General features: G+C 32.3%; 11 protein-coding genes and 1 pseudogene. 9 read left to right on the forward strand and 3 right to left on the reverse strand.

Going from position 1 to position 12,143, the window contains the following annotated elements; translation table 11 throughout:
• Positions 1 to 3: 3 nt before the first annotated feature.
• On the reverse strand, positions 4 to 645 hold the full coding sequence (locus ACHZDT_RS09100) for a protein-L-isoaspartate(D-aspartate) O-methyltransferase (RefSeq protein ID WP_041518722.1): 642 nt from the start codon (positions 643 to 645) through the stop codon (positions 4 to 6).
• A gap of 119 nt (positions 646 to 764) precedes the next feature.
• Here ACHZDT_RS09100 and ACHZDT_RS09105 point away from each other — a divergent pair, with 119 nt between their 5' ends.
• The 9 genes from ACHZDT_RS09105 (at position 765) to ACHZDT_RS09145 (ending at position 9,130) form a co-directional block, all read left to right on the forward strand.
• Positions 765 to 1,784, forward strand: coding sequence for an RDD family protein (locus ACHZDT_RS09105; RefSeq protein ID WP_394774312.1), 1,020 nt, complete (start codon positions 765 to 767; stop codon positions 1,782 to 1,784).
• Between the two features lie 124 nt (positions 1,785 to 1,908).
• Complete coding sequence (locus ACHZDT_RS09110) at positions 1,909 to 2,874, forward strand: Gfo/Idh/MocA family protein (protein WP_394774313.1); 966 nt, start codon at positions 1,909 to 1,911, stop codon at positions 2,872 to 2,874.
• A gap of 89 nt (positions 2,875 to 2,963) precedes the next feature.
• Complete coding sequence (locus ACHZDT_RS09115; RefSeq protein WP_394774314.1) at positions 2,964 to 3,857, forward strand: 3-hydroxyacyl-CoA dehydrogenase family protein; 894 nt, start codon at positions 2,964 to 2,966, stop codon at positions 3,855 to 3,857.
• 12 nt (positions 3,858 to 3,869) lie between these two features.
• Positions 3,870 to 4,541 carry a YggS family pyridoxal phosphate-dependent enzyme gene (locus ACHZDT_RS09120; protein ID WP_394774315.1) on the forward strand — a complete coding sequence of 224 codons (672 nt, stop codon included), beginning with the start codon at positions 3,870 to 3,872 and terminating at the stop codon, positions 4,539 to 4,541.
• A 178-nt stretch (positions 4,542 to 4,719) separates the two neighbouring features.
• Complete coding sequence (locus tag ACHZDT_RS09125) at positions 4,720 to 4,953, forward strand: four helix bundle protein (RefSeq protein ID WP_394774324.1); 234 nt, start codon at positions 4,720 to 4,722, stop codon at positions 4,951 to 4,953.
• Positions 4,954 to 5,054: 101 nt separating this feature from the next.
• Entirely contained in the window at positions 5,055 to 6,416 is a 1,362-nt protein-coding gene (locus ACHZDT_RS09130; RefSeq protein ID WP_394774316.1) for an exonuclease domain-containing protein, read from the forward strand.
• A 30-nt stretch (positions 6,417 to 6,446) separates the two neighbouring features.
• Positions 6,447 to 7,286, forward strand: coding sequence for an ion transporter (locus tag ACHZDT_RS09135; protein ID WP_394774317.1), 840 nt, complete (start codon positions 6,447 to 6,449; stop codon positions 7,284 to 7,286).
• Between the two features lie 150 nt (positions 7,287 to 7,436).
• Positions 7,437 to 8,354, forward strand: a complete 918-nt coding sequence (gene miaA, locus ACHZDT_RS09140; protein WP_394774318.1) for a tRNA (adenosine(37)-N6)-dimethylallyltransferase MiaA — start codon at positions 7,437 to 7,439, stop codon at positions 8,352 to 8,354.
• 29 nt (positions 8,355 to 8,383) lie between these two features.
• The gene (locus tag ACHZDT_RS09145) at positions 8,384 to 9,130 is read left to right on the forward strand and encodes an acyl-[acyl-carrier-protein] thioesterase (protein ID WP_394774319.1); all 747 of its coding nucleotides are present in this window, start codon (positions 8,384 to 8,386) and stop codon (positions 9,128 to 9,130) included.
• A gap of 396 nt (positions 9,131 to 9,526) precedes the next feature.
• On the opposite strand, the pseudogene prfH reads toward ACHZDT_RS09145, so the two are convergent.
• Both prfH and ACHZDT_RS09155 read right to left on the reverse strand, forming a co-directional pair.
• Positions 9,527 to 10,217: pseudogene (gene prfH / locus ACHZDT_RS09150) on the reverse strand (peptide chain release factor H).
• Positions 10,218 to 10,229: 12 nt separating this feature from the next.
• Entirely contained in the window at positions 10,230 to 11,621 is a 1,392-nt protein-coding gene (locus ACHZDT_RS09155) for an RtcB family protein (protein WP_394774320.1), read from the reverse strand.
• Positions 11,622 to 12,143 lie beyond the last annotated feature (522 nt).

Raw genomic sequence — 12,143 nt, forward strand, 5'->3', positions numbered from 1 at the left:
ATTCTAATTTTTATCTTCTAATAAAGGAACAAATCGAAATTCTCCGAACTCATGTTTTTCAAATTGCGTTTCGTTTTTACGAATCAATAATGTCATAATCTGAACATCTTCTCCTAACGGAATAACAAGCCTTCCTCCTATTTTAAGCTGTGCCATTAAAGGCTGAGGAATAAATGGAGCTCCGGCAGTAACAATAATACTATCAAACGGTGCATAACTTGGTAACCCCTTATAACCATCACCAAAAGATAAATGTTTGGGACGGATATTTAATTTTGGAAACAAATTTGAAGTCGTTTTAAACAATTCGTTTTGTCTTTCTACACTAAAAACTTTAGCGCCCAACATACATAAAACAGCGGTCTGATAACCTGAACCGGTACCAATCTCTAAAATTTTATGCTCTTTTTTAACTTCTAATAATTGTGATTGAAAAGCAACAGTGTACGGCTGAGATATAGTTTGCCCTGCTCCTATAGGAAATGCCTTATCCTGATAAGCATAATCTTCAAAACTTGAATTTAAAAAAAGGTGTCTTGGGATTTTTTTTATCGCATCCAAAACCGCTCTGTCAGTAATTCCTTTTTGCTCCAAAGTACTTACTAATTGATTACGAAGTCCTTGATGTTTGGCAGTGTCTTTCAAAATGGGTAGGTTTTATTTTGGCAAAAATAAGAAAACAAATCATCAATTATCAAGTACTTTTTAATCATTTAATTTCTATTTTTGATTAAAAACATAATTCTAATGAATATTAATCTTTTATGAAAAAAACTATACTTGTTATATCTTTTATTTTTTCGTTTTTAGGTCTTCTTTGCTCCTTTATCTTTATATTTTTTGAGTTCAAAGACATCACAGCTTTTGTGAATTTTGTGACATTTAGTACTGAACCGTATGCATTTCAGGGAATGGATATTTATATCCCAAGGTATGTTGTTGGTGGCTTTTCAGACAATAGTAGTGTTTCTTTAGGGCTCATTAATTTATTTTTATATCTCTCTTTTCTGGCTGGAACTATCATCTATTATATTTCAAAATATAAAGAAAACAGATTATTAATTTTTAACTTTAGTTTAATATTTTTAAATTCAATAATAAAGATTCTATTATTTCTAATATTTTTTAATCAAAACAAAAATGATTCTTATCAATTTCCCAGTCTTATTATTACTTTGATTTATATATTTATGTCTTATCATTTTATAACAAAGCATCTAAATTTTCAAGATAATAATCTTGCTTACAATAACAATCAATCAGTTGACAACGATCTGGAAACCGCTTCAAATTTTAAACGTTTTTTGAATTTAATAATTGATAATTCTTTAATTATAGTTATTATGTTTTCTTTCCTTGCTACAGAAAAATACAGCGATTCTTTAAAATCCTTTTTCAATGCATTTAGATCAATTTTTGGAGAAAGATTTAGCTCTTTCGCTTTCTTTTATTTAATTAAGTTTATTTATTATTTAACATTAGAAGCAGTTTTTAAAGCTACACCGGCAAAATTCTTAACCGGTTGTTACATAACGGATGAAGAAGGAAAGGAACCGAGTTTATCGATGATTTTTAAACGAACTCTTTACAGATTCATTCCTTTCGAGCCTTTTTCTGTTTTTGTTGGGAGGTTTTTGCATGATGATTATTCACAAACTTATGTCATTAATAAAAAAAGCGATAGCAGTACTGACAACCGATACTTGCAATTTTTAGGTATTGGATTTGTATTCACTATTGTCATCTATATTTATGACCTTTTTATCCATAGTTCTTTTCATTAATAAAGAATAAAATGAAAGCATAAGTCAATTGAAGGTGAGTTCGAATTATTAAATCGCTAAATCTTTATTGCAATCACTTTTACTTTCAACAAATAAATTATATTTTTGTTTAAAATACATTCTCATGTTAAAAGTAGGAGTTTTAGGTGCTGGTCATCTTGGTAAAATACATTTACGCTTATTACAACAATCTGACAAATACGAATTAGTTGGATTTTACGACGAAAATCAAGAAAATGCCGAAAGAATTTCAAAAGAATTTGGCTATAAAAACTTCAGTACTATCGCAAAATTAATCCACGCTGTGGATGTCATTGATATTGTAACTCCAACACTTTCTCACTATAAATGTGCTAAGGTAGCTATAAAATCAGGTAAACATATCTTTATAGAAAAACCAATTGCAAATACTGTTGACGAAGCTGAGGAAATTATTGCTTTGGCCAAAGAATACAATGTAAAAGGTCAGGTTGGTCATGTTGAGCGATTTAATCCTGCGTTTATTGCAACAAAAAACATGATTGATAATCCAATGTTTATAGAAACACATCGATTAGCAGAGTTTAATCCGCGTGGGACAGATGTTCCGGTGGTTCTGGATTTAATGATCCATGATATTGATGCTATTTTAAGTGTTGTTCATTCAAAAGTAAAAGATATTCATGCAAGCGGCGTTTCTGTAATTAGTGATACTCCGGATATTGCAAATGCCCGAATTGAATTTGAAAATGGATGTGTTGCAAACTTAACTGCGAGCAGAATTTCGATGAAAAACATGCGTAAAACACGTTTTTTTCAAAAGGATGCTTATATTTCGGTTGACTTTTTAGAGAAAAAATGTGAAGTAGTTCGTATGAAAGATGCTCCGGAAACTCCGGGAGATTTTGATATGATTCTGCAAAATGCCGAAGGTGTAAAAAAACAAATCTATTTTACCAATCCTGATGTTGAGCAAAACAATGCTATTTTGGACGAATTAGAATCGTTCGCAAATGCCATCAAAACAGATACAACTCCAGTTGTTACACTTGAACAAGCTACAGATGCATTAAGAGTTGCTTATCAAATTATCGATTGTTTCGATAAATAATTCAAAAATATACTCATTATTTTTAAGGTTTAAAGTTGACAAGAAGGTCACTTTAAACCTTAACTTTTAAAATTAAAATACCAAATTAAATGAAAACTATAGCTGTAATTGGTGCAGGAACAATGGGTAACGGAATCGCTCATACTTTTGCACAAAGTGGTTTTACTGTAAAACTGATTGATGTTTCTGAAAAATCATTAGACAAAGGAATGGCAACTATTGCCGCTAACCTAGACAGAATGTTGTCTAAAGGAACAATTACTCAGGAAGATGTTGCAAAAACTATCACTAATATTATTACGTATACTGATATTAAAGACGGAGTTGTTGGCGTGGATTTAGTTGTTGAAGCTGCTACAGAAAATGTAGAGTTAAAACTGAATATCTTTAAACAATTAAACGAAGCTTGTTCTCATAATACGATTTTAGCAACAAACACTTCTTCTATATCAATCACACAAATTGGAGCGGTTGTATCACATCCTGAACGCGTTATCGGAATGCACTTTATGAATCCGGTACCGATTATGAAATTAGTCGAAATTATTCGCGGATATAATACCAGCGATGAAGTAACTAAAATAATCATGGATTTATCTGAAAAATTAGGTAAAACTCCTGTTGAAGTAAATGATTATCCGGGTTTTGTTGCAAACAGAATTTTAATGCCAATGCTAAACGAAGCAATCGAAACGTTATACAATAAAGTAGCCGGTGTTTACGAAATTGATACCGTTATGAAATTAGGAATGGGACATCCAATGGGACCTCTTCAATTAGCAGATTTTATTGGGCTTGACGTTTGTCTTGCCATTTTGAATGTAATGTACGAAGGTTTCAAAAACCCAAAATACGCGCCTTGTCCACTATTAGTAAATATGGTGAGAGCCGGAAAATTAGGTGTAAAATCCGGTGAAGGATTTTATGATTATAGTGAAAGTAAAAAAGCAGATAAAATTTCTAAGCAATTTATTCTTTCATAAAAAAGAAATATCATGTCGATACAATCGAATTTAAATACTATTAAAGGTAGTTTACCAAAGCATGTAACTCTCGTTGCTGTTTCTAAAACCAAACCAGTTTCTGATTTAATGGAAGCGTATGAAGCTGGTCAGCGTATTTTTGGAGAAAACAAAATCCAAGAAATGGCTGATAAGTACGAACAAATGCCAAAAGATATTCAATGGCACATGATTGGTCATGTACAAACGAATAAAGTCAAATTTATGGCACCATTTGTGAGCTTAATTCATGGAATTGACAGTTTGAAATTATTACAGGAAATTGACAAACAAGCTTTAAAAAACAATCGAATCATTGATTGTTTGCTTCAAATACATATTGCTGAGGAAGAAACTAAATTTGGTTTAGATGAAAATGAATTAGATGAATTATTATTGTCATCAGAGTTCAAAAAAATGAAAAACATTCGTATCTTAGGTTTAATGGGAATGGCAACTTTCACAGAAGATCAAAATCAAATTAAAAAAGAATTTACACATTTAAAATCTATTTTTGATTCATTAAAAAATATTGACGGATATGGTAAAGACCCACTGCAGTGCGTTTCGACAATCTCAATGGGAATGTCAGGAGATTACCAACTTGCCATAGAATGTGGCAGCACAATGGTCCGCATTGGAAGCAGCATTTTTGGAGGCCGTTAAATTTTTTCAATTTCAATTGCAAAAATCAATATCAAATTTTAAAAGTATAAATCAAATAATTTAAATGGAAAAAATATTCAATTTTAAAGATCGATTAGTTCGCTTTGCCGGAGAATGTATTTTCTTTAGACGTAAATTAGAAAGATTATTTGAAAATGAATATTATAAAAATTAATTAATTAGATCATCAGGAAGCTCATCTTTAAATTTTGGAGAAGCACAAGGCACAATTACTGATAAAGATTTTATATTTAAAGTTTCCTTAGTTGTAAAAGAATTAAAAGAATCCAGAAACTCATTAAAAATTCTAAATTATGTTAAAGAAGGTGATGAAGATAAAAGAAATAAGCTTCTAATTGAAGTCGAACAACTTATCGCTATTTCATCAAAAATGATAATAAATAAAAAATAACTCAATTACAATATCAATGGCAATTACAATAACAATTTTCGAAAATTGAAATTGATTTTTAAAATTGATATTGCCATTGATTTTTGAAATTGACATTGAAAATGTACGCAATACTAGACATAGAAACTACTGGAGGCCAGTTTAATGAAGAAGGAATTACCGAAATCGCCATTTATAAATTTGATGGCCACGAAGTAGTTGACCAATTCATTAGCCTTGTTAATCCTGAAATTCCGATTCAGCCTTTTGTGGTGAAATTAACCGGAATCAATAATGCTATGTTGCGTTCTGCTCCTAAGTTTTTTGAAGTTGCAAAACGAATCATCGAAATCACATCTGATTGTATTATCGTAGCACATAACGCTTCATTTGATTACAGAATCTTACGTACAGAATTTAGACGTTTGGGTTACGATTTTGAAGCCAGAACACTTTGTACTGTTGAACTTGCTAAAAAACTAATTCCGGAACAACCATCTTATAGTTTAGGAAAATTAGTTCGTGCGCTTGGAATCCCAATGGCAGACAGACATCGTGCGAGCGGTGATGCAATGGCAACGACAAAGTTGTTCAAAATGCTTCTTGAAAAAGATACAGAAAAAACTATTGTAAAAGATTTCATAAAACTCGAAGTAGAAAAAGGAATTGCGCCAAGATTTTTAGATCTTTTATCTCAAATGCCTGCTAAAACCGGTATTTATTATATTTATAATGAAGGTGGTAATCTAATTTATATTGGCAAAAGCCAAAATATCAAAAAAAGAGTTAATCAGCATTTTACCGGAATCACAACTAAAAGTAAAAAAATTCAAGCTGAAGTTTTCACCATCACTTATGATGAAACCGGAAGCGAGCTTATAGCTTTACTCAAAGAAAGTCAGGAAATCAAAATAAATCGTCCGAGACATAATCGTTCACAGCGAAAAACGATTTTTCAATATGCTTTATATTTAGAAAAAGATGCAAATGGCTATTTGAATTTGAAACTTGAAAAAGCAGACGGTCGAAAAAAAGAAATCACTTCGTTTGCAACTTTGCAAGAAGGTAAAAACGCACTTTTTAAATTCACATCAAAATATCTTTTGTGCCAAAAATTAACAGGATTGTACCAAAGCAAAAAAGAGTGTTTTCAATATAAAATAAAAGAATGCGATGGTGCATGTATTGGGGAAATTTCTCCTGAAGTTTACAATGCCAGAATACAACAATTTATATCTGAAAATAGTTTTGATAATAAAAGCATGGTTATTATTGACAGAGGAAGAAATGTCAATGAAAGAAGTGCAATCTTGATAGAAAACGGAATTTATCAGGGATATGCCTTTTATGATTTAAATTATCAAATTACAAATATTGAAATCTTAAAAAATATTCTGATTCCAATGCAGCACAATCGCGATGTCAGGAATATTATTCAAAATCATATTCGAAAAAGCAAATCGCTTAAAATTCTACATTTTTAACACAACAAAACTTTCATTATCTTCGTGGATATGAAAAAAGCAAAATCAAAATACGAAATGTTCAGGGAACAAATCAAAATCATTCTATATGGCACAAACACCATTTTAGGACGGATGTTCGATTTAGTTTTACTTGGATTAATCCTATTGAGCGTCATTTTAATCATGATGGAAACCGTTCAGGGAATCAATCAAAAGTATCACTATCAGCTTTTTATTTGCGAATGGGTAATCACAGTATTTTTTACTATCGAATACCTTTTAAGGATAATTTCGATTCAAAAACCAGTCAAATATGTTTTCAGCTTTTACGGAATCATTGATTTATTGGCCGTTTTGCCCATGTATTTATCCATATTTTTCCCTGGAGCAAGCATCTTATCTATCGTAAGAGCGCTGCGTTTCTTTCGATTATTCAAAATTCTACACATTCCGCAAATATCACATCAATCTGTACAACTTCGAGAAGCAATTGAAGCGAGCAAAGAAAAAATTCTTGTATTTATTTATTTTGTCCTTATAAGTACAATAATTATTGGCTCAATAATGTATTTGGTCGAAGGCAGAAGCTCTGGTTTTACAAGTATCCCAATGAGTATTTATTGGACAATTGTAACCTTAACTACCGTTGGATATGGTGACATTTCTCCACAAACACCTTTAGGACAATTCATTGCATCTTTAGTAATGATTTTAGGTTATGGGATTATAGCTGTTCCTACAGGAATTGTAACAGCCGAATTTGCAAAAAGCAGTCTTAAAAATAATGCCGTAAGTACTAAGAAAACGTGTAAAAATTGCAACTCTCAAGTACATTTTGACAGTGCAAAATATTGTTATGAATGCGGAACCGAATTACCAAATAATTAATATGAGGAGCTATTCCAGGTGTACATTACAACTCCTCCTTATATTTGTTGTTTTTAAAGGCATAAAAGGAGCTTCTAAAGTCGCTCTTTTATCCCAAAAAAACTAACAAATATAAGTCCGGGGTTTTCACTCCCATCTGGGCTAAAAAATATGAAAAACTTAATTACCATCGTTGGACCAACAGCTATAGGCAAAACCGCCTTAAGTATTGCTCTGGCTCAACATTTTAAATGCGAAATAATATCTTGCGATAGTCGTCAGTTTTTTAAAGAAATGACTATTGGCACCGCAGTTCCAAATCAGGAAGAATTAGCATCTGCAACACATCATTTCATTCAGAATAAATCCATTTTCGAAAATTATACCGTTGGCGATTACGAAAAAGAAGCACTTTTAAAATTAGAAGAATTATTTCAAAACAACGATTTTGCTATTCTTATTGGTGGTTCAGGATTATATGTAGATGCCATTTTAAAAGGTTTCGATGAGTTTCCTGAAATCAATCCCGATATTCGTTCTGAAGTAAATTCTAATTACGAAAAACTCGGAATAGAATATTTGCAAAAGCAATTGCAAAATTTAGATCCTGATTATTACCAAAAAATAACATTAGAGAATCCACAAACACTCCAAAACCCACAACGAATGATGCGTTTTGTAGAAGTTTGCATCGGAACTCAAAAACCATATTCCACTTTTTTAAATCAAAAGAAAAACAACCGAAACTTCACTCCTATTTTAATTGGTCTGGAAGCCGACAGACAAATTATTTATGATCGTATCAATAAGCGTGTTGATATTATGATGAAGGAAGGATTATTAGAAGAATCTAAAAATTTGCATCCTAACAAAGCGTTAAATGCGCTTCAAACCGTGGGATATAGAGAATTATTTAGTTATTTTGACGGAGATTTCTCATTGCCTTTTGCGATTGAAGAAATCAAAAAAAATACCAGACGTTTTTCTAAAAGACAACTTACATGGTTCAAGAGAAACGAAAACACAAAATGGTTTGATTACGCCACACCAAAAAGCGAAATCATCTCATTTATTGAGTCTAAAATCTAAAATCAACAATCTAAAATCTAAAATCAGTAATGCCAATATCACCAAATTTCACGTCAGTTTTAAGCAAAGACTGGGAAATCAATTTTACGCAATGTACGCCAAATGGCTTTTTAAAATATACAGACTTATGTAATATTCTGCAGTTAACTGCGGCAGCGCATTCTGAAGTTGGCGGAATCAGCTTTTTTGACATGCAGGAATTTCACCAAGCATGGGTTTTAAGCCGAATGCGAGTTGAAATCACTGCTTTACCAAAATGGCAAGATGTTGTAACTGTCAAAACATGGATTAATAGTTTAGAAAATTCACGCTCTGTTCGTGCTCTTGAAATGTATGTAAATGGTAAAAAAATAGTGGGTTGCGAAACCTATTGGGCTGTTTTTAATACACAAGCACGCCGTCCGGAACCTTTGGCTTTGCCGTACGAACATTTCGAATTATTTCCTGACAACCGCGCAACAACTGAAGGATTCTCTAAAATCAATATCAATCATGGTAAAGAAGCTATTTTCGAAAAAACAGTCTATTTATCTGATTTAGATATCGTTAATCATGTAAATAATGTAAAATATTTAGAATGGTGCCTGGATCATGTTGATGAAAAAAGAATTTTAAAACAAGAGGTGAAAAGTTTTGAAATGAATTTCATGAAAGAACTTTCGTTAAAAGATCAGGTTGTAATTCATGAAAGTGAAGATGATGACCATACTACAGCAATTTTTAGCATAACAAAAGCGGAAAAAACGTGTTTTGCTTTAGAATTACACTGGAAATAATAATTAATTTTTTTGTATAGTCCCTACAGGACAAATATTCATTTTCCCTGACAATGATTTCTACCAATATTTAATCTCTATGAGATATTCTTAAAATATTTTTTACATATATTATTAATCTGACACACGACTCCATTAGGAGTTAAATATTGGTAGAAAAAAAATCGTACAACAATAAAAATGTCTTGTAAGGACTAGATGTAATCAAATAAAACAAATAAAAAACGATGCAACTAAAATTTGAATTGCATCGTTTCTATAATTGTTCTGCCTGAATTCTTCCTTACAAACACAAAACCATTGTGTTTTTTGCATCATAAGAAAAAGCATAATCTAAGGATTCAATCGTTTCTTTAAGCGTAAGGATAATTATCCAAAGCCTGAAAAAGGTATTTATCAATTGTTTTCATTTCGTAAATCTGTTTTTAATTTCTGACGGGTTCCTTTGTAGCTCTTTTCTATTTTATTCTTTTTAAAATCTGTTCCGCTAAAAACCCTAACAGGATTCCCTCTCTGAATATTAAGCTGATTTTCCCATTGTTTTCCAACATAATTTTTAAGTTGCTGCAAAGTTTCGTCTTCTAATTTTTTTAATAATCTTTCTGTTGCCAGTTTTTTGTTTTGATGTTGCGATCGGCTATCCATCACTACAACTGCAATTCCTGTTGGAATGTGTGTTGCCCTAATAGCTGAGCTAACTTTGTTGACGTGTTGTCCGCCGGCTCCGGAACTTCGCATTGCCTGATATTGAATATCATTTTCTGAAATTGATGCATTCTTTTGCGGTTCAACTTCAAAGATACCAATAAACCAATTTTTACGTTTGTGCATTTTCCTAAACTGACTTTGACCAATCCATTGAATTGTTCCTATCCAGGAATTAGCAAACATTTCAGCATTTTTTCCTTTTACAGAAATCGTTGCGGTTTCAATCGTTCCGTTTTCCTGTCCAACTTCTCTTTGAAGCAAAACAGTTTCTAAACTTTGCTCCTGCGCTTCGTCCAAAACTTTTTTAAGCACTTGGGCGACAACCCAAGTGCATTCTGCAGGTCCGCGACCTGCTTGTTATCTGAATTATTTTTTCCACTTTTGATTTCTTTTATCGGTCCATTCTAACGATTTTTGGAGTGAAAGTTCCCAGAACTTCAACCAAATCTGTTTGATTTCCCATTACTTTTGTGATGTCTTTGTACGCCATTGGCGCTTCATCAATATTGCCGCCAATTAATGTTACATCATTAGCTTTCAACACTTTTTTAATCTCACTTTGGGTAAAGGTAGCTTTGCATTTCGCTCTTGAAAATAAACGTCCCGCTCCATGTGAAGCCGAATTTAAACTCTCAGCATTTCCTTTACCTTTCACGATATATCCCGGAGCTGTCATCGATCCCGGAATAATTCCTAATTGCCCTTTGGCGGCAGGAGTTGCGCCTTTTCTGTGCACAATGCATTCTTTTCCGTTTACGATTTCTTTCCAGGCAAAATTGTGGTGATTTTCAATTGTTACCACTACTCTTTTTCCTATCGCTTTAGCAATTCTTCTATGAATATCATCGTGACAGGCTTTTGCATATTCACCAGCCAAATTCATCGCTAGCCAATATTCCTGTCCATCATGTGTGTTCAAATCTAACCATGCTAAATGCTGAACATTTTTGGGCAACGGACATTGTTTTGTTGCCAAATATGTATAATGCTTTGCAATATTAGCGCCTAAACCACGTGAACCACTATGGGATAAAACTGCGAAATACTCGCCAACGCCTAACTTACATTCGTTTTCAGGATTGTCAATTTTTGCGATACCAAATTCTACAAAATGATTTCCTCCTCCTGAACTTCCCAGCTGTTTATAAGCTTTAGGTAAAAGATTTTTTAATAACGGAATATCCTGAAATTCACTTTTGTAAAAAACTTCGTGATCTGCTTTTGTAGCATGTGTTTCATTCATTCCAAATTTAGTATTGTCTTTAAGGATTGCCTGTAATTGATGTTCCTTTCCTTTGAAATAGGAAGCTGGTAAATCAAAAATAGACAAGCTCATTCGGCAGCCAATATCAACACCCACTCCATACGGAATAACGGCATTATCAGTTGCCAAAACACCGCCTATTGGCAATCCATATCCTGAATGTGCATCCGGCATTAAAGCTCCTGCAACTGAAATTGGCAATTTTAAAGAATCATATAACTGAAATTTGGCTTGTTGATCGATTTCATTTTCTCCAAAAATGGTGAAAGGAACTCGGGTTGTCTTCAATTGATGCATTTTTACATGAACCGGTTTTATCAATCCTTCGGCTACTTTTCCCCAAGTTCCGTGTCCTTCAAACTTTTCGGGATGAAGTAAAACATCTTTGGCTTCTGTTAGAATAGATTCTTTTTTCTCTCTTTTTCTATATCTGTTTATTTGCCCTAAGGCTATATTTATTGAATTGTTTTTAGGAAAGCCCAATTTAATCAGGTCTTTTCCGGATAATTTATTTCCCATAAATTTTTTAATTATTCTTGTTGTTTTGCAAACGAATGTTGTTCAAAACTGAAAAGTTTTAAATAACATAAGCGTGCGGATCTTTTATCCTTTTGGGATAAATAATAAAATCGATTATTCGGGAAAATTTGAAGTGTCTAGAATAAAAAAAGCCCGAAACTAAATGTCTTCGGGCTTTTTTATATATCTAAAATGAATTTCTAAGATTGAAATAAGCCACGAAGAAGCGCTGCACCAAATTTGTTTGATGTGAAGCTTTGAGATGATGATGTATGTACAAACATTTTTCTTCGTTATTAAAGGGTTATTATTTTTTCGTGTGCAAATATTGTGAATACTTTTTTAATTTTCCAAATTAATTTAAAGAAAAATCGTGTAAAAAATAATTGAACTGATTTCTGAACGTTTAAAATCTGAACTATATAATTGAAAACTAAAGCCCTAGCCCTGATGAAAGCGGCATCCTTTTTCTGGCTCCTTTAGCCAGGAAAAGATATAGCGGACAGCAGGAAATAGCTCCTG

Origin of the sequence: Flavobacterium sp. (assembly GCF_043722275.1) — a bacterium.
Classification (GTDB): domain Bacteria; phylum Bacteroidota; class Bacteroidia; order Flavobacteriales; family Flavobacteriaceae; genus Flavobacterium.